Below are 21,768 nucleotides of genomic sequence, written 5' to 3'. Positions count from 1 at the left end.
CTGCGGGCATCAGGCGCAGGTCTGAAGGCAGTGGTGGCTCCCCGGCTCCTCGGCAACGGCTCCCTCGCGGCGGAACAGGGCCCAGACGCACTTGCCTCCGCAGGTGCGCGGGGCCCAGCCGTGGGCGTCGGCGAGCGCGTCCAGCAGAAGGAGGCCGCGCCCCGACTCGTCGTCGGCCGGTACGTCCGCGGGCGCCGGAGGGATGGGCCGGTCGTTGGAATCGGTGACGTACAGGGCGACCCGCCCCGAGGTGTCGACGACGACCTCCACTCCGATGGTGTCGGGGGCCTCCACATACGCGTCGGCGGCGACGGCGTTGGTCACCAGCTCGGACAGGACGAGCACCGCCGCTTCCCGTACGTCGGCCGGCAGGAGCGGGGCGGCCCAGTGCCGTGCGGTATGGACGGATGCGTAGGTCGTCGGCAGATTCAGGTACGTCATGTCGGAAATCACTCCAAACAGGTATGCCTGTCGGTTTCTCCTTCATGGGACTCCTCGATCTCGCGGCGTGGAAGGGCCCGGCCTGGTCGCGACCAGAACAGGTCGTGTCCGTCATGCGTGCTATGGGTAAAGTATTCGCAACTGTGTCGATCTGGAGGTCTCGAATGTCCCATTCGTCGACCGATATGACGCACTTGCTGCGGCAGTGGCGAGGGCGGCGGCGCATCGCGGACCTTCTCGAAGGGGCGGCCGGGGGGCCGGACGGGCCGGTCACCCAGACGGTCATGGCCCAGCTTCTGGAGATCAGCCCCCGCCACTACCAGCGGCTGGAGTCCGGCGAGCGCCAGATGGGCAGTGACACCATCGCCCGGATCGCCTGCCTGCTGGACCTGCACCCCGACGAGACGCGAGCGCTCTACCGGTGGTCGCGGCGACCCGTGCCGCCCCTGCTCACCCCCGCCGTTCCGGAGGTCCCGGACGACCTGCTCGACTGGATGGACAGCCTGCCCTGCGGCGCGCTGTGGGAGGGCCCGGACTTCGGCATCCTCGCGTACAACGCGCGCGCCGCACGCAACTGGCCGTGGGTCCGCCGCCCCGGGGCCAACATCATGCTGGACCTGCTCCTGGAGGGCCCCGGGCGACGGCAGTGCGCGGAGTGGGAGGAGCGGTGGGCCCCGCTCCTCCTCGCGCAGCTCCGCCAGGGTTCGCTGGCCGAGGGCAACACCGCGCTGCGGGCGATCGTGGACCGGGTGTGCGAGGACCCCCGCGTCAGGGAGCTGTGGGACAGCACCGCGGACCTGCGCAGCCACTCCTACGGCACGACCCGCCCCATGTACCTGCCCGGCTGGGAGCCCCGCCCCGCGTGGATCACCGTCATGGGCTGGCAGCCCCTGCACGCGCCCGGCCTCCGCCTGGTCACCGGCACGGCGGCCCGCTCGTCCCGCGAACCGGACCTCCCCGACGACGTACGGGGCGGCGGCCCCGCCCGTACGGAAAGTGGTGGCGGAACGCGCTAGCGCGGCTCCGGCCCGGCCCGTGCGGAAAGTGGTGGCGGAACGCGCTGGCGCGGCTCCGGCCCGGCCCGGCCCGTGCGGAAAGTGGCGGCGGAATGCGCTGGCGCGGCTCCGGCCCGGCCCGTGCGGAAAGTGGTGGCGGAACGCGCTGGCGCGGCTCCCCGGCGCCGGTCCCGGAGTGGGGCAGCTCGGCCAGGTGGTCCGCCGCCGACCGTGCGGGCCGGGTGAGCGGTGCCGCCTGGTCCGCCCGGAGCGCCGCGAGGTCCGGGCGCCGCGCGGCCGCCCTTCGGCCGACGACGGCAGTTCGACGACAGGCCCTAGCATCGACAGGCCCTAGCATCGGCCCCATGATCGCAGTGGCCGTCACCATCGGGCTGGCGCTCGCCGGCTATGTCGTCACCTACCTCAACGGCCTGCGGCTGTCGCAGCGCCAAGAACGCCTCGCGCGGGTGAACCGCCAACTCAGCGACTTCTACGGCCCCTTGTTCGCCCTCACGGAGTCCAACAGCCGCACCTTCGAAGCGTTCGCGTCACGCAACGCGCGGCCGGGCGGCAAGTCCCCGTTCACACAGGAGACCCAGCCCACCGCCGAGGAGCTCGCCGAGTGGCGGCTCTGGGTCACGACGGTCTTTCTGCCGAACATCCGGGCCATGCGCGACCTGGTCGTCAAACACGCGGACCTGCTGAACGAATCGGAGATGCCCCCGCTTCTCCTCCGGCTCTGCGCGCATGTGTCGGGATACGAGATCACCACCGCCCGGTGGGCCCAGGGCAATTACGAGGAGCACCTCTCGGTGGTGTCCTTCCCCAGCGCGGAGCTCGCCGCCTACGCGCGCCGGGGATTCACCACCCTGAAGAAGGAACAGGCCCGCCTGCTGGGAGGGCGCACCCGGGCCGACCAGCGCGACAGCGGCTCCTAGACCGCCGCCCGTTCCCCCACCGGCCGCCTGCGCAGCGGGACTTCGGTCAGGGAGGGCGAGGTCCAGGCGCCGTCCGGCGGGTAGACGTCCGTCCCCGGGGGCACGATCGCGTCGATGCGGTCCAGGGTTTCGTCGTCCAGGGTGAGCGAAGCGCCCTTCAGCAGGCCCTCCAACTGGTCCATCGTGCGCGGGCCGATGATGACCGACGTGACGGCCGGGTGGGCGATGGGGAACGCGACGGCCAGTTCGGGCAGCGTGGCGCCGATGCTGTCGGCCACGGCGACGAGCTGTTCGACGACCTCCAGCTTGGTGGCCGTCAGCGGGGCCGCCGGGTCGAAGCGCTGGGGATTCAGCCGCGCGCGTCCGGAGGACAGGTCGATGGCGCCGCCCTTGCGGTACTTGCCGGTCAGGAAGCCGGAGGCCAGCGGGCTCCAGGTGAGGACGCCCATGCCGTAGCGGCGGCACACGGGAAGGACGGCCTTCTCGATGCCCCGCGCCAGGATCGAGTACGGCGGCTGCTCGGTCCGGAACCGGCCCAGGCCGCGGCGCTCCGCCACGACGTGCGACTCGACGATCTCCTCCGCCGGGAACGTGGAGCAGCCGAACGCGCGGATCTTGCCCTCCCGCACCAGGTCCGTCAGCGCGGAGAGGGTCTCCTCGACGTCCGTCGTGTGGTCGGGGCGGTGGACCTGGTAGAGGTCGATCCAGTCCGTGCCGAGCCGGCGCAGGCTCTCCTCCACCTCCTTGACGATCCAACGCCGGGAGTTGCCACCCCGGTTGGGGCCATCGCCCATCGGAAAGTGGACCTTCGTGGCGAGTACGACGTCGTCCCGCCGGTCCTTGAGGGCCTTGCCGACGATCACTTCGGACTCGCCGGAGGAGTACATGTCCGCGGTGTCCACGAAGTTGACGCCCGCGTCGAGGGCGGCGTGGATGATCCGTACGGAGTCCTCGTGATCGGGATTGCCCACCGAGCCGAACATCATGGTGCCGAGGCAGTGGGCGCTCACCTTGATGCCGGTACCGCCGAGTGTGCGATAGCGCATGTCCGCTCCTTTGTCCGTGCCGTGCCCTGTACGCCTCGGCACTGTAGGAGTTGGAGTGCGGTCGAAGGCAAGGGGCCGGGGTGGTGGGGAGGGCGGGGACGTACGCCGGAGGGGCCCCGCCGCCTGCCGCGGTGAAGCCCCTCCTTCCTGTGCGTACAGCCTTTGCGTGCGTGCGGACTTCACGTGCGTGCAGCCTTCACGCGCGTACGGACTTCACGTGCGTGCAGCCTTCACGTGTGTATGGACTCCACGTGCGTGCGGACTCCGCATTCGTACGGCTTACGCGCCCGCGGCTCAGGCGTCGGAGCCCGCCCTGCGGCGGCGCGCCAGGAACATCGCGCCCGTGCCCAGCAGCACGGCCGCCCCGCTCGTGAGGGCCATCTGCGAGGTGGCGTCGGACGAACCGGTGGCGGCGAGGGTGCCGTTCGTGGTGTTCGCCGGGATGCCCGAACCCGAACTCTGCGGCGTGACAACGGAGTTGCCCGGGGTGCTCGGGACGGGAGTGGGGGTGGGCTTGGGCTTGCTCGGCTTGGCCGCCGCCTTGATGTCGAACCCGTTCACGGCGGCCTCGGGAGTGATGCCGCAGCCGTCCTCGTTGAAGTAGTCGCCGGCGATCAAGGTGAGGCCCTGCCCGGCCGGGGCGGCGGCGTCGACGTCGAGACGCAGCTTGACGTCCGCCTTCTCGCCGCGCTTGAGCGCGCCGATGGCGTCGACGTAGAGGTCGCCGTCGACGTTCTTCCACTTCGGGGACGCCTCGGTGGACCACTTGAGCCGCAGGAACTCGGTGATGTCCTCGAAGGTGTCCGTGTCGAACGCCGTGGCGCTGGCGTACGTGAGGACCTGCTCCATGTCCTTGTCGGTGCCGTTGGACACCCGGACCGAGAAGGTGGTGGAGGTGCCGGCGGCGACCGTGGAGGGGAAGCCGCTGACGACCGTGGTGAGGCCCGGCTCGGGCGGGCACTTCCTGTCTCCCTGGTCCTCCTCCTTCTTGGCGCGGGCCAGGGCCTCGTCGGCGGCGGTCTTGGCGGCGGACGCCGCTTCCAGGGCCTTCGTCGCCTGGTCGAGGTCGCGGGCCGCGGCGATCCGTGCGTCGCTCGCGAGGCCGGCCGCGGTCCTGGCCGCGGTGTCGGCCGTGTCCTTGGCCGTCGCCGCCGTGGCGGCGGTCGCCCGGGCCTCGGAGAGGGTCTTCGCCGCGGCGGCCTTCTTCTCATCGGTGGCCGTCTCGGGCAGGTCGTCGAGCACGGCTTGCGCGTCCGTGACCGCCTGGTCGGCGGTGGTCTTCGCGGCGGCGGCGTCCTCCGCGGCCTTCTGCGCGGCCTTGGCCGCCACCGTGAGGGGCGCGGTGTCGGATTCCGCCGCCTGCTGCGCCGTCCGCGCGGTCTCCTTGGCCGTGACGGCCGCGTCGTACGCCTTCTGCGCCTCGGCCGCCGCCTTTTCGAGCTCCTTGACGGTCGGCTTGCCCTGCGCCTGCTTGCCCTGCGCCGGCCTGTCCTGCACCTGCTCGTTCTGGGCCTGCCTGTCCTGCACCTGCCTGTCCTGCGCCTGCTCGTTCTGCGCCTGCTCGTTCTGCGTCGGCTTGTCCTGCGTCTGCGCGGAGGGCTTGGTGTCGGCGAACGCGGGAGTGACGGAGAGCATGACGGCAGGCGTGGTCACGGCGGCGGCGACGGCCGTGGCGAGAATGCGGCGAATCTTCACATGAGCCCTTGGGGTTCCGGAACGAAGAGAATGGGAGCGGACCGCCGCAGCGGTGTGGAACACGCGGGCGACCAGCGGTGATCGTATGGCGTAAGCGCCCCCGAGCGGCGGGTGTTTTCGGCCTTTCCGGGCCGATGGGCGCAGAAGCCGGACAGACAGAGGGCGCGAAAGGGGCAGTTGCTCTCCCGGGCTGCCTTCCGGGTGTGAGGAACACCATGAGAGGGGCCTCCGCTAGGTGCGCACTGATATTTGCGTACTGAATTGATGGGTGTCAATGTAGGGGTATGTCGAAGCAGGAGCTGGTGGTTCTCGGTCAGGACGGCGTCCAGGACCCCTGCTGTCCACCGCTGCTCACCGCCCCGCTGGAGGCGGAGCAGGCCGCCGAACTCGCTTCGGTCTTCAAGGCCCTGGGCGACCCGGTGCGGCTGCGGCTGCTGTCGATGATCGCCTCGCGCCGGGGCGGGGAGGTCTGCGTCTGCGATCTGACACCGGCGTTCGACCTGTCGCAGCCGACCATCTCCCACCACCTCAAACTGCTGAAGCAGGCCGGGCTGGTCGCCTCCGAGCGCCGTGGGACCTGGGTGTACTACCGGCTCGTGCCCGAGGCGACCGACCGGCTCGCCACCGGCCTCGCCCGCCCGGCGGAAGCGGCCGGGCCGCGCGGAGACGCGTCGGCCGCTTCCGCTGTCTGACCGGCGGCCGGCGACGCGTGGGGGGCCGGTACGCGGGGCGGGCGATGCCGGAGCGATCGCACCGGCGCTCGTAGCCGGACCGCCGAACCCGCGCCCCCGGTCGCCCGGCAGCGGGCCGGTACGGGCTTCCCCCGCCCCCTTGTCTGATGACCCGTCAGGTACGACGATGGCGGCCGTCACCCGGGACGGCGGGGATCGCCCCGGGCCGGGTCGAAGGAGAAGGAGCCCGCCGTGCCGCCACCACAACCGCTCCCGCAGCCGCCACCGCAACCCCACCCCCAAGCCTTCCCCCCACCCCTCCCCTCGCCCGGCGGGCCGCCGGCGTACGGGATGCAGCTCCCCGTCCAGTCGCAGAGCGCCATCTACGCGGAACCCTGGGAGGCGGCGGCCACCCCCGCCGACCTCGCGCGCATCGCCCGGGCCGCCGATCGCGGCGGCTTCGCCTACATCGCGAGCTGCGACCACATCGCCATCCCGCGACGGCTCGCGGAGGGGATGAGCACCGTGTGGTACGACCCCGTCGCCACGCTCTCCTTCCTCGCCGGGGTCACCGAACGCGTGCTGCTGATGAGCCATGTCGCCGTCGTCGGGCTGCGCCATCCGCTGGTCACCGCCAAGCAGTACGCCACCCTCGACCATCTCAGCGGCGGCCGGCTGATCCTGGGCGTCGGGGCCGGCCACGTACGGGAGGAATTCGATGCGGTCGGGGCCGACTTCGACGGGCGCGGGGGTGTGCTCGACGAGACGATCGACGCGCTGCGGGCGGCGCTCGGGCCCGAGGAGTACCCGGAGTTCGCGGGGGAGCGGTTCTCCTTCAGCGGGCTCGGTCAACTCCCGCGTCCCGCCCAGGAACGGGTGCCGGTCTGGGTGGGCGGATCGTCGCCCGCCGCCGTGCGCCGGGCCGCCGTGCGGGGTGACGGCTGGCTCCCGCAGGGCGATCCCCGTGACCGGCTGCCCGCGCGGATCGCCCGGGTGCACGCCCTGCGGGAGGAGGCGGGGGTCGAGGAGCCGATCGTGATCGGTGCGATCACCGAGCCGCTGTACGTCGGTGAGCCCGGGTGGCCGGTCGGGCGGCGGGCCCTCGCCGGGAAGCCGGAGAAGCTGGCGGAGTCGCTGCGGGCGTACGGGGCGATGGGCGTGCACCAGATCCAGGTGCGGTTCCGGAGCCGGAGCGTGGATGAACTGACCGACCAGATGGCGGCGTTCGGTGCGGACGTGGCCCCTCTACTCGCGGCATAGGGAGAGCGTCATGGGCAAGCTGGACGGGCGGGTCGTCCTCGTCACCGGGGCGGCGCGCGGGCAGGGCGAGCAGGAGGCGCGGCTCTTCGCGGCGGAGGGCGCGCGGGTGATCGTGGCCGATGTGCTGGTCGAGCAAGGGGAGGCACTGGCGAAGGAGTTGGGGGAGGACGTCGCCCGGTTCGCGCGGCTGGACGTGGGGCGGGAGGAGGAGTGGGCGGCGGCCGTCGCCGTGGCCCGGGACGCCTTCGGGAAGATCGACGGGCTCGTCAACAACGCGGGCATCCTGCGCTTCAACGAGCTCGTCAACACCCCGCTGGCCGAGTTCCAGCAGGTGGTGCAGGTCAACCTGACGGGCGCGTTCCTCGGCATCCGGGCGATCGCGCCGGAGATCGAGGCGGCGGGCGGCGGGACGATCGTCAACACGTCCTCGTACACCGGTCTGACGGGCATGGCGCTGGTGGGCGCGTACGCCGCGACCAAGCACGCCGTCCTGGGGCTGACCCGGGTGGCCGCGCTGGAGCTGGCGGGCAAGGGGGTGCGGGTCAACGCGATCTGTCCGGGCGCGATCGACACGGCGATGAGCAACCCGGCCCTGCTCGACCCGGACGCCGACCTGAGCAGGTCGGACGCGGCGCTGGACGCGTACTACCGCAAGCTCGTGCCGATGGGGCGGATCGGGCGGCCCGAGGAGGTGGCCGCCCTGGCCCTCTTCCTGACCGCCGAGGACTCCTCGTACATCACCGGGCAGCCGTTCGTCATCGACGGGGGGTGGCTGGCGGGGGTCAGCCTGTTCTGACCGGGGCACCTGACGTGACGTCAGCTATTGACGGGTCGGGGCGGCGGTGGAACAGTCGGTCGCACCATAATCTGACGGTGCGTCAGAAACCGTCGGGAAGACTTGGGCAGTCATACTTGAGGACGGTGAACCTCCGTGGAATTCGGGCTCTTTGTTCAGGGGTACGTGCCCGCCGCGCGCGCCAAGGTGGACCCCGAGGCAGAGCACAAGGCACTGATCGAGGAGACCGAGTACCTCATCCAGGCGGACAAGTCCGGCTTCAAGTACGCCTGGGCCTCCGAGCATCACTTCCTGGAGGAGTACTCGCACCTCTCCGCCAACGACGTGTACCTCGGCTATCTCGCGCACGCCACCGAACGCATCCACCTCGGCTCGGGCATCTTCAACCCGCTCGCGCCCGTCAACCATCCGGTGAAGGTCGCGGAGAAGGTCGCCATGCTCGACCATCTCTCCGAAGGGCGCTTCGAGTTCGGCACCGGGCGCGGGGCCGGCAGCCACGAGATCCTCGGGTTCATGCCGGGCGTCACCGACATGAACCACACCAAGGAGCTGTGGGAGGAGACGATCGCGGAGTTTCCCAAGATGTGGCTCCAGGACGAGTACGTCGGCTTCCAGGGCAAGCACTGGTCGCTGCCGCCGCGCAAGATCCTGCCGAAGCCGTACGGGGCCGGGCACCCGGCCATGTGGTACGCGGCCGGGTCGCCGTCCTCGTACGCCATGGCGGGCAGGAAGGGGCTCGGCGTGCTGGGGTTCAGCGTGCAGAAGGTCTCCGACATGGAGTGGGTCGTCGAGTCCTACAAGAACGCGGTCAAGGACGCGGAGCCGGTCGGGGCGTTCGTCAACGACAACGTGATGGTCACCTCCACCGCGATCTGCGCCGAGACGCACGCCAAGGCGGTGGAGATCGCGGTGGGCGGGGGGCTGAACTACCTCCAGTCGCTGCTGTTCCGCTACCACGACACGTTTCCCCGGCCGGAGGGGGTTCCGGAGTGGCCGCAGTTGCTGCCGGAGTACACCGAGGAGATCGTCGAGCTGCTCATCGCTGAGGAGTTGATGATCTGCGGGGACCCGGACGAGGTGCTGAAGCAGTGCCGGCGGTGGGATCAGGCGGGGGCGGATCAGCTGAGCTTCGGGCTGCCGATCGGGATCAGTCCCGAGGACACGATGACGACGATCCGGCTGATCGGGGAGCAGGTGATTCCGAAGATCGACACGGATCCGGTCCATCGGACCTCGCGATTCCGAGCCACGGCCTGAGGCGGCCGGCCCACCCCGGACCCACACGGGGCTCCGCCCCGGACCCCGCGCCTCAATCGCCGGCGGGGCTGAATATGCGGGCCGGGCCAATCAAGCCCCTCCGGCGTTTGAGGAGCGGGGGTGTGGGGGCGGAGCCCCCGCCGAAAGCGGGGCGGCGTCATCCCGGACCGTCGCCCAGGTGAGCCGGGGTACGCACCGCGGCCAAGCGTGCGCACCCCGGCCGTCCACCACCCCGGGACGGCAGCCCCACCCGCCCCGGGGAAGCAACCCCCAGAAGGGAAACCGTCATGCTCGACCACCTCATCCGCCGCGCGACCGTCGTGGACGGCGCCGGCGGCCCCGCCTACACCGCCGACGTCGGCGTCCGCGACGGCCGCATCGCCGTCGTCGCCGAGCCGGGGACCGTCACCGAGGACGCCGTCACCAGCGAGGACGCCCACGGCCTGGTCCTCGCCCCCGGCTTCGTCGACCCGCACACCCACTACGACGCCCAGCTCTTCTGGGACCCCTACGCCACCCCGTCCATGAACCACGGCGTCACCACCGTCGCCGGCGGCAACTGCGGGTTCACCCTCGCGCCCCTGCACCCCGACCGGCCCGAGGACGCCGACTACACCCGCCGCATGATGTCGCGGGTCGAGGGGATGGCGCTGGCGGCCCTGGAGGAAGGCGTCGACTGGACCTGGTCAACCTTCCGCGAGTACCTCGACGCCCTCGAAGGACGTATCGCCGTCAACGCCGGGTTCATGGTCGGGCACTGTGCCCTGCGGCGGCATGTCATGGGTGCCGATGCCGTGGGCGGGCAGCCCACCCCGGCCCAGCTGGACGCCATGCTCGCCCTCTTCCACGACGCCATGGACGCCGGGGCCTGGGGGCTCTCCACCACCCAGTCCTCCACCCACTCGGACGGCGACGGCGAGCCCGTCGCCTCCCGGCACGCGCGGCCCGAGGAGCTGCTCGCGCTCTCCCGCGCGGTCGGGGAGCACGAGGGGACCCAGCTCGAAGCGATCGTCGCCGGGTGCCTGGACCAGTTCTCGGACGAGGAGATCGACCTCTTCGTCGACATGAGCGCCGCCGCCGGACGCCCGCTCAACTGGAACGTGCTCACCATCGACGCCGCCGTCCCCGAACGCGTACCGCGCCAGCTCATCCCCAGCGAACGCGCCCGCGCGGCCGGCGGCCGGATCGTCGCCCTCACGATGCCGATCCTCACCCCCATGAACATGTCCCTCGGCACCTTCTGCGCCCTCAACCTCATCCCCGGCTGGGGCGAGATCCTGGCCCTCCCCGTGCCCGAGCGCGTCGAACGCCTCCGGGACGCCGCCACCCGCGCCGAGATGCTGCGCCGCGCCGACAGCAAGGAGGCCGGCGTCTTCCGAAGGCTCGCGGACTTCGGCCGGTACGTCATCGGGGACACCTACAGCCCCGCCAACGAAGGGCTCGGCGGGCGCGTCGTCAACGACATCGCCGCCGAACGCGGGCAGGACCCCTTCCACTGCCTGGTCGAGATCTGCGCCGCCGACGACCTGCGTACGGTCCTGTGGCCGATGCCCACCGACAACGACCCGGACTCCTGGGAGCTGCGCCGGCGCACCTGGGAGCACGAGGACGTGATGCTCGGCGGCTCCGACGCGGGCGCGCACCTGGACCGGATGTGCGGGGCCCCGTACACGACGCGCTTCCTCGGGGACTGTCTGCGCGGGCGGAAACTCGTGCCGCTCACCACCGCCGTGAAGATGCTCACCGACGACCCGGCCCGCCTCTTCGGGTTGCGCGAACGCGGCCGGATCGAGGAGGGCTTCCACGCCGACCTGGTCCTCTTCGATCCCGAGCGCATCGATGCCGGACCCGCCACCCTGGTCCACGACCTGCCCGGGGACAGCCCGCGCCTGGACTCCAAGGCCATCGGGATCGTGTCCGTACGCGTCAACGGGGTGGAGACCCTGCGCGACGACAAGGTGACGGGCGCGGTGCCGGGGACGGTGCTGCGCTCGGGCCGCGACACCCGGACGGTGAGTACGGCGTGAGCGGCCACGGCTCCGGAAGCCCTTCGGCCGGCGTGAACCACGACGGCCCCGGGAAGCTCTTCGTCGGCGGGGAGTGGACCGAACCCGCCCACGGTCATTACGAGGTCGTCGACCCCGCCACCGAGCAGGTCGTCGGCCTCGCCCCCGAGGCGAGCCGCGCCCAGGTGTACGAGGCCGCGGCGGCGGCCAGGGCGGCCTTCGGGCCCTGGTCGCGCACCCGCCCCGAGGAGCGCGCCGCGATCCTCGACCGTACGGCCGACATCATCCAGCGGGACTTCCCCGCCCACGCCGACGTCGCCCGCGCGGAGAGCGGAGCCACCGCCTCCACCGCCCGGGGCATGCAGGTGGGGGTCGGCATCGCCCGCTTCCGGCGGTACGCGCGGGGGGCCCTGGAGCCCGTCGAGGAGCCGATCGCGCCGCAGATCAACGAGGCCGGGCCGATGGGGCGGGCCGGGGTCTTCGGGGCGCTGGCCGCCCGCCGGCCGGTCGGCGTGGTCACCTGCGTCACCTCGTACAACAACCCCTGGGCCAACCCGGCCGGCAAGATCGCGCCCGCTCTCGCGATGGGCAACACGGTCGTGGTGAAGCCCGCCCCGCAGGACCCGCTCTCCGTCTACCGGATGGCCGCCGCCCTCGCGGAGGCGGGCGTTCCGCCGGGGGTGGTGAACGTCGTCACCGGCTCGGGCGCGGAGGCGGGAGAGGCCGCCGTGGACTCCCCGGACGTCGACATGGTCAGCTTCACCGGCTCCACCGCGGTCGGTCAGCGCATCGCGGAGGTGTGCGGGCGCGGGATGAAGCGGCAGCTGATGGAGCTGGGCGGCAAGGGCGCCGCGCTCGTCCTGGAGGACGCGGATCTGGGCTCCGCCGTCGCGGGCATCGGCACCACCTTCTCGTTCTACAGCGGACAGATCTGTACGGCTCCGACCCGCGTCCTGGTCCACCGGTCGCGGCAGGACGAGCTGATCGCCCTGCTGGCCGCGTACGCCGGCGCGCTCACCGTGGGCGATCCGGCCGACCGGGCCACCGTCGTCGGCCCGGTCATCTCCGCCGCCCACCGCGACCGCGTGGAGGCGTACGTGGAGCTGGGCCGGAAGGAGGGCGCGCGGGTCGTCGCGGGCGGCGCCCGGCCCGCCCACCTGGACCGGGGCTTCTATGTCGCCCCGACCCTCCTCGCCGACTGCACCCCCGGCATGCGGGTCGTGCGCGAGGAGATCTTCGGCCCGGTCGTCGTGGTCGTCCCCTTCGACGACGAGGAGGAGGGCGTCGTACTCGCCAACGACAGCGACTACGGCCTCATCGACTACGTCTGGTCCGGCGATGTGGCCCGCGCCTTCCGCGTCGCCCGGCAGTTGCGGGCGGGCGGGGTGGGCGTCAACACGGTCGGGCGGAACATGGAGGCCCCGTTCGGCGGGTTCAAGAAGAGCGGCGTGGGACGGGACGTGGGCTCGTACGCGCTGCACGCCTACAGCGAGACGCAGGCGATCGTCTGGCCCGGCTGAGGGCCTGTGCCGAGGGGGTTCCCGTACAGCGCGGGAAAATTTTGAAACGGGATGAAACGGACAGTGCTGCGATTACCGTACGTGGCCACCGTCATGTGACCGGCATGCATTGCAAGGCTTCACGCGCATGTGACCTTGAATTGATGAAGTATTCATCCAATATCGGCCCGTGTAACCAAGGGTGAGACGCTGGAGTCTCACCCTCCGGATGTGGATATCGCAGCGCATAACGTCCTTCTCATGACTCAGCTGGACGCGCGGCCACGGGCCGGAGACACGGTACGGGGAAGCGCCCCGGCCGACGCCGCCGCACACGGCGGCGTACGGGGCAAGGGCCTCGGCGGGAACTCCGTCGGCCTCATGGGCAGCGCCGTCATCGGCGTCTCCACCGTCGCCCCCGTCTACTGCCTGACCTCCACCCTCGGCTCCACCGCCGGGGAGGTCGGCGTGCAGATGCCCGCCGTCTTCCTGGCCGGGTTCCTGCCGATGCTGCTCGTCGCCTTCGCCTACCGCGAGCTCAACCGGGCCATGCCGGACTGCGGCACCTCCTTCACCTGGACGGTGAAGGCGTTCGGGCCGCGCGTCGGCTGGATGTGCGGCTGGGGCCTGGTCATCGCGACGATCATCGTCCTGTCCAACCTGGCGGGCGTCGCCACCTCGTACTTCTGGCTGCTGGCCGGCGAGGTCGCCAACAGCGCCTCGATCGCCGCCCTGGACGACAACAAGCTCGTCCACATCGGCACCTGCCTCGCCCTCATCGCCGCCGCCACCGCGATCAGCTACCGGGGGATGACCGCCACCAAGGGCGTCCAGTACGCCCTGGTCGGGCTCCAGTTGGCCGTGCTCGCGCTCTTCGTGACGATGGCCCTGTCCAAGGCGGGCGGCGCGGACGCGTCCTTCGCCACCTCGATCGACTTCTCCTGGTCCTGGCTGAACCCCTTCGCCGTCCAGTCCTTCGCGGCCTTCACCGCGGGCCTCTCCCTCTCGATCTTCATGTTCTGGGGCTGGGACGCCTGTCTGACCGCCAACGAGGAGACCACCGGCAGCGAGAAGACCCCGGGCCGCGCGGCGCTCATCGCGATGGTCGTCCTGGTCGGCTCCTACCTGGCCACCGGCATCGCCGCCCAGATGGCGGTCGGCTCCGGCGCCTTGGGGCTCGGCCTCGCCAACCCGGAGACCTCCGACAACGTCTTCGCCGCCCTCGCCGGACCGGTGATGGGCCCCGGCCTCGGCGTGCTGCTCTTCGTCGCCGTCCTCGCCTCGGCCGCCGCCAGCCTCCAGACCACGTTCATCCCGGTGGCCCGCACGGTCCTGGCGATGTCCGCGTACGAGGCGATGCCGGCCTCGTACGCCAAGGTCCACCCCCGCTTCAAGACGCCCGGCCGGGCGACGATCACGGCGGGCGTCGGCACCGGCGTCTTCTACACCGTGATGACCCTGATCAGCGAGCACGTCCTGATCGACACCATCTACGCGCTCGGCCTCATGATCTGCTTCTACTACGCGCTGACCGCCTTCGCCTGCGTCTGGTACTTCCGCGCCGAACTGACCCGCTCCGGACGGGACCTGGTCTTCAAGGGCCTCTTCCCGGCGGTCGGGGGCCTGCTGCTGGCCGCCGTGTTCGCCAAGACCCTCTACGACATGTGGGACCCGGCGTACGGCTCCGGCTCCTCGGTCCTCGGCGTCGGCTCGGTCTTCGTCATCGGGGTGGGGCTGCTGCTCCTGGGCGTGGTGCTGATGGTCGCGATGGAGCGCCGCAGCCCGGCGTTCTTCCGGGGCGAGGTCCTGACGAAGGAGACCCCCGCCCTCGTGGTCGAGGACTGAGGGCCGGGGCGAGGCGGCCCCCGGGAGCGGCCGGGCCGCTCGTACGATGAGGCCATGACACGAGCTTCGGCGGGACGTCTGCTCCAGGTGGTCGGCATCGCCCACGGCGCCATCGGCGCGGTGGGCACGATCGCCATGCCGAAGAGCGGCTTCCCGAGCCTGGTGGGCATCGGCGGGGTCCTGCTGCGCAGGTCGCTGCGGTCCCGGAACGCGTGAGGGCCCCGGCGCGTGCCGGAGCCCCTGCGCGACAGTTCGACGACAGGCCCTACGGCCGCCAGTAACCCAGCGCGTTCACCCGGTCCTTGGGCAGGCCCAGCTCCTTGCGGAGGTACGCGGACAGGGTCCGGGTGGTCGACGTGTCGCAGGCGACCCAGACGTACGCGTCCGAGTGGTCCTCGCCCAGCAGCCCCGGCAGGGCCGCCTTCACCTCGGCCACCAGGTGCGCACCGGCCTCGCGGCGCTCGACGTGGTGCAGGGTGTGGTGGGCCTCGTCGAGCCGGAACGGCAGCTTCCGGTCGTCCTCGTCCGAGGTCTCGAACCAGATCGTCGCCGGGGTGTCCGGGATCGCGTCCAGCAGCGAGTTGATCGCGGGGAGCGCGGCCGGGTCACCGATCACGAAGAGCCGCTTCGGCGCGGGGTCCGGCAGGGTGAAGCCGGTGCCCTGGAGCGTCGCGTCGACCGTGTCGCCCGGCTTCGTGGCCCGCGCCCAGTCGCAGGCGGGCCCCTCGTGGAGGGCGAATTCCAGACTGAAGGTCCCGGCCTCGGGATCCGGGTCGACCAGGGTGTAGGCGCGCTGATGCGGTTTGCCGGCGTTCTCGAACCAGAGCCGCACCCACATCGTCGGGTGCGCCCCGCCGGTCGCGGCCAGCAGTCCGCCGTCCGTCAGATGCACCCGGCGGAACCGGTCGGTGACTTGCTCCGCACCGGTCACGGTGAACGTGAAGTCCCGCCCCCGGAACAGTTTGAGAACCACGCCTTCCCAGCCATGACCCACGGTGTCGCCCGCCTTCCCCTGGTGCCCCGGCCCACTGCCCAAAGGGTCACTTTAGGTTAGGCTAACCTAAATCTCGGGGGCTGGGGAGTGGCTGAAAACCACCGGGAGCAGGGGATGGGCAGAGCGATGACCGCTGACGTCGACAGCGAGAGACCGGGCCAGAGCGGGCGGGGTCGGGGGCCGGACGGCTTCGAGGTCTTCCGGGACGACTGCGGGATACCCCACCTGCGGGCCGGCAGCGCCCTCGCGCTCGCCCGCGCCCAGGGCCACAACGCCGCCGTGGACCGCGCCTGGCAGCTGGAGACCGAGCGCCACCGGGTGCGGGGGACCACCGCCGCGTACCTGGGTGCGGAGGGTCTCGACTGGGACCGGTTCGCCCGGCGGGCCCGGCTCGCGGACACCGCCCGCCGCTGCTACGACCAACTCGCGCCGCAGACCGCCGCCTGGGTGGACGCGTACGTCGACGGGGTCGACGCGGGCCTGGCCGAAGGGGCCGCCCGGGCACCGGAGTTCGCCGCCGCCGGGCTCGCCCCGGGCCGCTGGGAGCCCTGGACCCCGCTCGGCGTCTGGCTCTCCACCCACATCCTGTTCGCGGGGTTCCCCACCAAACTCTGGCGCGAAGAGGTGGCCCGCCGGCTCGGCGACGACCGCATGACCCTCTTCGCGACGGACGGCCCCGGCACCGCCGGCAGCAACGGCTGGCTGCTCACCGGAGCCCGCACCGCCACCGGGGCCCCGGTCATCGCGGGCGACCCCCACCGCTTCATCGAGGACCCCGGCGTCTACCAGCAACTCCGGCTCGCCTGCCCCGAGTTCGACGTGGTGGGCCTCGCCGTCCCCGGCGTCCCGGGCATCGCCCACTTCGGGCACACGGGGGGCGTGGCCTGGGCGATCACCAACGCGATGGCCGACTACCAGGACCTCTACCGGGAGCGGGTGCGCCGCACGGCGGACGGGGACGTCGAAGCGCTCGGCCCGGACGGCTGGTACCGGGTCCACGCCCACACGGAGACCATCGAGGTGGCCGGGGGCGAGCCGGAGACGGTCGAGGTCGTGGAGACGGACCGGGGGCCGGTGATCATCGGGGACGTACAGGACGGTGACGGGTGCGGGGGTGTAGGGGACGGTGACGGTTTCGGGGACGTAGGGGACGGTGACGGGTTCGGGGACGTGCGGGGTGATCAGGGCATCGACCGTGATGATCCGGACACCGGCGCGGCCTCCGGCGCACCCCTCATCAGCCTCCGCTACCCGCCCCGCGTCACCGGCGACCTCGGCTTCGACGTGCTGCCCGCGCTGCTCCGGGCCCGTACGGTGGCCGATCTCGACGCCGCCCTCGACGGCTGGGTCGAGCCCGTCAACGTGGTGCTGGCCGCCGACACCACGGGGGCCACCCTGCACCGGGTCGCCGGGCACGTCCCCGTACGCCCGTACGAGAACCGCCTCCGGGTCGTGCCCGCGCACGACCCCGTGTACGCCTGGCGCGAGGGCGGTGAGCCCCTGCCCCGTACCGAGGTCGACGCCGCCACCGGCACCGCCGTGATGGCCAACGAGCGCGGCCTCGCCGCCCCCCTCGGCGTCGAGTTCGCACCGCCGCACCGGGCCGACCGCATAAGGGAGTTGCTCGGCACGCCGCCGGGCGCGGGAGGGAGCGGGACCACCGGCCCGCCCTGGTCGGCCGCCGACATGGCCGCCGTCCACACCGACACCCGCCTCGCCTCCTCCCGCCGCCTCCTCTCCCTGCTGGCCTGGGCCCCGGACCTCGGCCCCGACGCCGAACGCCTGCGGGACCGGCTGCTGCGCTGGGACCGCCACATGGACGCGGACAGCACCGACGCCACCCTCTACGCCCGGCTGCGCGCGGACGTCGTGCACCGACTGGCCGGCCACCCCGCCCTGAGCGCCGTCACGGGCGACGCCGACCCCTGGCGCTCGACCGCGTACCCGCCGCTCTTCCGCCCCTGGCTCGCCGCCGTGCCCCGGATCGGCTATGCGCTGGAGACCCTGCTCACGGTCGGGCTCCTCCCGTACGAGGACCGCCTCGCGATCGTCGCGGCCTCGGCGGAGGCGGTCGCCGCCACGCACGCGGAGGGCGCCGGCCCGAGCGCCTGGGGCGAGGTCCACCGGGTCTCCCCGTGGCAGGCGCTGCCGGACGCGACGCCGGAGGAGGTGTGGCCGGGGCTCGCGGGCGACCACGACTGCGTGCTCTCCACGTCCAGCGTCCCCGGGATCACCGACCTCTTCGCGCGAGGGCCCGCCGCCCGGTACGTCTGGGACCTGGCCCGCCGTGAGGACAGCCTGTGGGTGGTGCCGTTCGGCGCGTCCGGAGTGCCGGGCTCCGCCCACCACCGCGACCAGAGGGAGCTGTGGGCGAGCGGCGCACTGGCCCCGGTGGTCACCGACTGGAACCTGTTGCGCCGCACCGAGGAGAACATCACCGCCATGACCGCCACCACCGTCCCCGCCCTGCGCCCCGCCGTGCACGAGCAGAAGGTCGAGGGCTTCGGCGTGGTCCGCCTGGTCCCGGTCGACCCGGCGGCCGACGCCGACCTTGTGCACGGCTGGGTCACCGAGGAGCGCGCCCGCTTCTGGGGCATGGCCGACCACACCCGCGAACAGGTGCGGGAGATCTACGAGTTCGTCGACTCGCTGCCCACGCACCACGCCTATCTGGCCCTGCGCGACGGCGTCCCGGCCGCGCTCTTCCAGAGTTACGAACCGGACGCCGACCCGGTGGGCGAGTGCTACGACGTCCAGCCCGGCGACTTCGGCATCCACCTGCTGATCGCCCCCGCCGAGGGCGATGGAGCGGTGAAGGGGTACACGGACGCCCTCCTCACCGCGTTCATCGGCTACGTCTTCAGCGACCCGGCCCACCTGCGGGTCGTCGTCGAGCCGGACGCCCGCAACGACAAGGCGCTCGCCCGGATGGTCCGGGTCGGGTTCGAGCTGGGCCCGGAGATCCAGAAGCCGGAGAAGACGGCCCGGCTGGCGTTCCTGACCCGGGCGGCGCTGGGCCTGGCCTGAGCCGGGGGGCGGTAGGTCTGGCCTGAGCTGGGGGTCTGGTCTGGGCTGGGGGCGGTGGGTCTGGCCTGAGCTGGGGGGCCTGGGCTGGGCTGGGCTGGGGAAGGGTGGGCCCGCAGCAGCCGTACGTACAGGGGTCGTACGGCTGCGCCGACCCCCCCTCCCCGGTGGGCCATGCCGGCCCCACCCTCCCCGGTGGGCCACGGCGACCCCACCCCCGGCCCGGCTACAGCGGCTCCGTCCCGTCCGGGTCCAGCGTCCCGCCCTCCCGGAAGAGGCGCTTGGCGACGACGTGCCCGTGCCCGGCCGCCATCCGGAACCACGGCTCCGCCGCCACCGTCCCGTCCCGCTCCTGGACCAGGCGGCCCAGCTCCCACATCGACTCCACGTCACCGGCCTCCGCCGCCTGCCGCAGCATCCGTTCCGCCGCCCGCGGCCGCCCCTCGCCCCGCGCGGCCAGGGCGAGCGTCCGCAGCCGCCGCACCGCGCGGGCGTCCCCGGCGGCAGCGGCGGCGGCCAGCGCCTCCGGGGACGCGGGGCGGCGGTCGCGGCGGGCGAAGAGCAGCAGGACGCCGAGCAGCCACATGATCCAGCTCAGGCCGATCAGCGTGCCGTTGCCGGTGATCACGCCGGTCAGACTCAGCGCGCCACCCGCGGGCAACAGGAAGAAGCCCAGGCCCAGCCCCGTTCCCATCCCGTCCCACGTCCTTCCGGGGGTCAGCTCTCCGTGCCCCCTTGCTTTCCCCCTCCGGCGCTTTCCGTACCGTGGGGCCCGGCCGGTCCCGCCGAAAGCCCTGAAAAGTGATCCGCAGGCCGTCCGATCACCAGCGGGCGGGCACCGCCCGAGACAGGACACTCCAGCCAGGGCACTCCGGTCAGGGCACTCCGGTCAGGGCACTCCAGCCAGGGCACTCCAGTCAGGACACTCCAGTGACGATCTCCCCTCCCCCACGGCTGCCGGTCCTCGCCCTGAGCCGTGAGTCGGCCCGCGCCCGGCAGTGGCTGGACGCCGGGGAATGGCGCCCGGACGCGGCGGACGCCGACGCGGCGGCCCAGGTCCTCCACCGCTTGGCCGCCCCCCTCCCGACCCGTGGGGCCGACAGTGCGCGGGCGCGCGCCGTGGACCGCGACCGGCGGCTCCAACGAATCTGGCGCGCCGCCGTCCACCATCTCGACGCCGGGGCGGTCAGTCCCCCGGCCGCAGCCCTGTCGGCCGCAGTCGCCCGCGCCTTCCTGCCGTGGTACGCCGCTCCGAATCCACCGCCCGCCGCGGCCGCCCCGCACTATCCGATCCCCCAGGACACGGCTGACGGCTCGCAGGAGCCGCCGACCGGGGCGGGGGAAGCCCTGCTGCCCGACCTGATCGCGCTGTTCACCGCTCTGGCCGCCCCCGCCCCGCCCGGGAGCGCCCCCCGCACGCCCTCGGCCGTTCCCTGGCAGGAGCGGTACGCGGGCCGGTTCCGGCACTACGGGAGGCCCGCCCACGACGTGTGGACGGCCGACACGGTCCGCTGCGCCGGGTGCGCGCGTGCGGACGGCCCCTGGACGGTGGCCTGCGACTGGGAGCGGGTGACCCTGGGCTGCCCGTGCGGGCTGGTGACCGACCGGCACGGCCTCACGTTCTCCGAAATCTTCCTCGTTCTGCCGGACCGGTGAGCGGCGACGGCCGGTACCCGGCATGCCTGACCGCCGCGTCTCGCGTGCGGCCCGCCCGAACTACTGGCCCCCACCGAGGAACACCGGATTGGTGAGCGCCGCGAACGCCCCCGGCAGCCCCGGCACGGTCGGCGGGTGCCGGACCTCGGCGCGTACGTAGGCGGAGCGGCCGGGTGTCGTGCGCCACTCCACCACGCCCCGGCCCGAGGCGGGCAGCGCGGCGGTGAGCAGGGGGCCCTGGTCGGTGACGAGGCGGGCGGTGAGGCCGGGGACGCCGGTGGCCTCCAGTCGTACGGTGACCGGGGCGTCCGCCGACGCCGGGCGCAGCCGCTCGCCGATGCCCGCGTGCCGGCCGCGCCCGTCCGACGCGGTGAGGGAGAGGGTGACGTCGGAGGATTCGGCGAGGTAGGAGCGGCCGGCCCGGAGGCCCGCGAGGATCGCGCGCCGGGACAGGTCGTCCGCCAGCACCACCGTCTGCGGCAGGCCCAGCCGGTCCGGTTCGCGGTGGGCGTCGCTGCTGCCGAGGGCGGGGAGCCAGCCCATCGACCCCCGTACCGCTCCCTGTACGGAGGCGATGAGCGCGTTGTCCCACTCCGCGAGGGCGATCTCGTCGTCCGGGGTGTAGGGGCCGTTCCACACCTCGACCGCGTCCGCCTCCGCGAAGCCGAACTTCCAGTTGCAGCCGATGCAGGTCGCGTGCGGGTGGGCCGGCACCACGAGCCCTCCGGCCCGGTGCACCTGCCGGGCGTACCGGCCGAACCGCTGGTCCCGGGCCCGGTAGCGCCAGTCGACGAACGTGCCCGGGTCGGTGCCGACCGCGACCACATGGCCGTTGCGGGTGGTGATCTCCTCGCCGGTGAGGATCAGCAGGTCGTCGCCCCAGAGCCCGCCCCAGGCCCCGTGCGCGGAGGAGGTGTTGTGCTCGCTGCTGTTGATGAAGTCGAGCCCGGCGGCCCGCGCGGCGGCGGCTGCCTCGGCCGGGGTGCGCCGCCCGTCCGAGTGCACGGTGTGGATGTGGCAGTCGCCCCGGTACCAGGCGCGCCCCCGCCCCTTCGCCCGCTCCGGCGGGTACACCGGTGCGGGAGTGCGGCCCGGCTCCCCGAACCGCAGGGTGACGGTCACCTCGTACGGCAGGCCCTCGGGCGCGACCGTGTAGGGGGCCAGCACGATGTGCCAGGTCCCGGCCCGCACCGGGCCGGCGAGATAGCCGGGGGTCGCCGCGTCGCCCCGTACGAAGAAGGAGGTACGGGCCCCGCCCGACCAGCCCCGGAAGCCATGCCCGCCGAGATCCGTGCCGCGCTCGTCGAAGAGGCCGATGTCGAGGGCGTTGCCCTGGACGCCGGGCGGGACCGGCGGCTTCTCGTACGCGTACGAGACGGCGATCTCGCCGACCCCGCGCGGAACGTCGACGGGTAGGTAGACGTAGTCGGGCGAGGTGGCGGGGAGGGTGCCGCGCACGGTACGGGTGTGGGTGGATCCCCCGGAACTCTGCGCGGCCTGGGCGAAGCTCACCCCGGTCAGCGTCAGGCCGGCGGCGGCGCTCCCGGCGAGCAGGCCGCGGCGGGCGATCGGCGTCCGGGGCGGCCGCGGTCGCGGGTCCGGCTGCGGTGCGTTCGGTTCGTGGTCGGTGTTCATGGCCACCACG

The 21,768-nt window shown here is 72.7% G+C and carries 18 protein-coding genes; 12 read left to right on the top strand and 6 right to left on the bottom strand.

Annotated elements, in window-relative coordinates:
- Window positions 1-9 precede the first annotated feature (9 nt).
- Window positions 10-441 carry an ATP-binding protein gene (locus ACLJPL_RS22825; protein ID WP_411082737.1) on the bottom strand — a complete coding sequence of 144 codons (432 nt, stop codon included), beginning with the start codon at window positions 439-441 and terminating at the stop codon, window positions 10-12.
- Window positions 442-605: 164 nt separating this feature from the next.
- Here ACLJPL_RS22825 and ACLJPL_RS22820 point away from each other — a divergent pair, with 164 nt between their 5' ends.
- Window positions 606-1,457, top strand: a complete 852-nt coding sequence (locus tag ACLJPL_RS22820; protein ID WP_411082736.1) for a helix-turn-helix domain-containing protein — start codon at window positions 606-608, stop codon at window positions 1,455-1,457.
- A 344-nt stretch (window positions 1,458-1,801) separates the two neighbouring features.
- Complete coding sequence (locus ACLJPL_RS22815; RefSeq protein WP_411082735.1) at window positions 1,802-2,374, top strand: hypothetical protein; 573 nt, start codon at window positions 1,802-1,804, stop codon at window positions 2,372-2,374.
- Here the strand turns inward: ACLJPL_RS22815 and ACLJPL_RS22810 are convergent.
- Entirely contained in the window at window positions 2,371-3,420 is a 1,050-nt protein-coding gene (locus tag ACLJPL_RS22810) for an aldo/keto reductase (protein ID WP_411082734.1), read from the bottom strand. The two genes, ACLJPL_RS22815 and ACLJPL_RS22810, sit on opposite strands and share 4 nt — an antisense overlap.
- A gap of 294 nt (window positions 3,421-3,714) precedes the next feature.
- Entirely contained in the window at window positions 3,715-5,115 is a 1,401-nt protein-coding gene (locus tag ACLJPL_RS22805) for a peptidase (protein WP_411082733.1), read from the bottom strand.
- Window positions 5,116-5,399: 284 nt separating this feature from the next.
- On the opposite strand from ACLJPL_RS22805, the gene ACLJPL_RS22800 reads away from it, so the two are divergent.
- The 8 genes from ACLJPL_RS22800 to ACLJPL_RS22765 all read left to right on the top strand — a co-directional run bounded on the left by ACLJPL_RS22800 (window position 5,400) and on the right by ACLJPL_RS22765 (window position 14,665).
- Window positions 5,400-5,807, top strand: a complete 408-nt coding sequence (locus tag ACLJPL_RS22800) for an ArsR/SmtB family transcription factor (protein WP_411082732.1) — start codon at window positions 5,400-5,402, stop codon at window positions 5,805-5,807.
- 330 nt (window positions 5,808-6,137) lie between these two features.
- Entirely contained in the window at window positions 6,138-7,046 is a 909-nt protein-coding gene (locus ACLJPL_RS22795) for a TIGR03619 family F420-dependent LLM class oxidoreductase (RefSeq protein ID WP_411082731.1), read from the top strand.
- A 10-nt stretch (window positions 7,047-7,056) separates the two neighbouring features.
- Window positions 7,057-7,842 (top strand): SDR family NAD(P)-dependent oxidoreductase, encoded by a 786-nt coding sequence (locus tag ACLJPL_RS22790; protein WP_411082730.1) that lies wholly within the window; start codon window positions 7,057-7,059, stop codon window positions 7,840-7,842.
- Between the two features lie 135 nt (window positions 7,843-7,977).
- Window positions 7,978-9,099 (top strand): LLM class flavin-dependent oxidoreductase, encoded by a 1,122-nt coding sequence (locus ACLJPL_RS22785; protein ID WP_411082729.1) that lies wholly within the window; start codon window positions 7,978-7,980, stop codon window positions 9,097-9,099.
- 287 nt (window positions 9,100-9,386) lie between these two features.
- Window positions 9,387-11,126 (top strand): N-acyl-D-amino-acid deacylase family protein, encoded by a 1,740-nt coding sequence (locus ACLJPL_RS22780; protein ID WP_411082728.1) that lies wholly within the window; start codon window positions 9,387-9,389, stop codon window positions 11,124-11,126.
- Between the two features lie 32 nt (window positions 11,127-11,158).
- A complete protein-coding gene (locus ACLJPL_RS22775; protein ID WP_411082767.1) occupies window positions 11,159-12,625 on the top strand; it encodes an aldehyde dehydrogenase family protein in 1,467 nt (488 codons plus the stop codon).
- Between the two features lie 240 nt (window positions 12,626-12,865).
- A complete protein-coding gene (locus ACLJPL_RS22770; RefSeq protein WP_411082727.1) occupies window positions 12,866-14,449 on the top strand; it encodes an APC family permease in 1,584 nt (527 codons plus the stop codon).
- Window positions 14,450-14,503: 54 nt separating this feature from the next.
- A complete protein-coding gene (locus ACLJPL_RS22765; protein ID WP_411082726.1) occupies window positions 14,504-14,665 on the top strand; it encodes a hypothetical protein in 162 nt (53 codons plus the stop codon).
- A 49-nt stretch (window positions 14,666-14,714) separates the two neighbouring features.
- Here the strand turns inward: ACLJPL_RS22765 and ACLJPL_RS22760 are convergent, their stop codons facing one another.
- Complete coding sequence (locus ACLJPL_RS22760) at window positions 14,715-15,443, bottom strand: siderophore-interacting protein (RefSeq protein ID WP_411082766.1); 729 nt, start codon at window positions 15,441-15,443, stop codon at window positions 14,715-14,717.
- 126 nt (window positions 15,444-15,569) lie between these two features.
- Between ACLJPL_RS22760 and ACLJPL_RS22755 the strand changes: the two genes are divergently transcribed.
- The gene (locus tag ACLJPL_RS22755; protein WP_411082725.1) at window positions 15,570-18,470 is read left to right on the top strand and encodes a GNAT family N-acetyltransferase; all 2,901 of its coding nucleotides are present in this window, start codon (window positions 15,570-15,572) and stop codon (window positions 18,468-18,470) included.
- A gap of 223 nt (window positions 18,471-18,693) precedes the next feature.
- On the opposite strand, the gene ACLJPL_RS22750 is transcribed toward ACLJPL_RS22755, so the two are convergent.
- Entirely contained in the window at window positions 18,694-19,161 is a 468-nt protein-coding gene (locus ACLJPL_RS22750; protein ID WP_411082724.1) for a sel1 repeat family protein, read from the bottom strand.
- Window positions 19,162-19,397: 236 nt separating this feature from the next.
- On the opposite strand from ACLJPL_RS22750, the gene ACLJPL_RS22745 reads away from it, so the two are divergent.
- Window positions 19,398-20,123, top strand: a complete 726-nt coding sequence (locus tag ACLJPL_RS22745) for a hypothetical protein (protein ID WP_411082723.1) — start codon at window positions 19,398-19,400, stop codon at window positions 20,121-20,123.
- A gap of 60 nt (window positions 20,124-20,183) precedes the next feature.
- Here the strand turns inward: ACLJPL_RS22745 and ACLJPL_RS22740 are convergent, their stop codons facing one another.
- Complete coding sequence (locus ACLJPL_RS22740; protein ID WP_411082722.1) at window positions 20,184-21,758, bottom strand: CehA/McbA family metallohydrolase; 1,575 nt, start codon at window positions 21,756-21,758, stop codon at window positions 20,184-20,186.
- Window positions 21,759-21,768: the final 10 nt, after the last annotated feature.

This window comes from Streptomyces sp. cmx-18-6, assembly GCF_046548915.1.
GTDB lineage: Bacteria > Actinomycetota > Actinomycetes > Streptomycetales > Streptomycetaceae > Streptomyces.
This window is presented reverse-complemented; position numbering and strand designations above follow the sequence as displayed.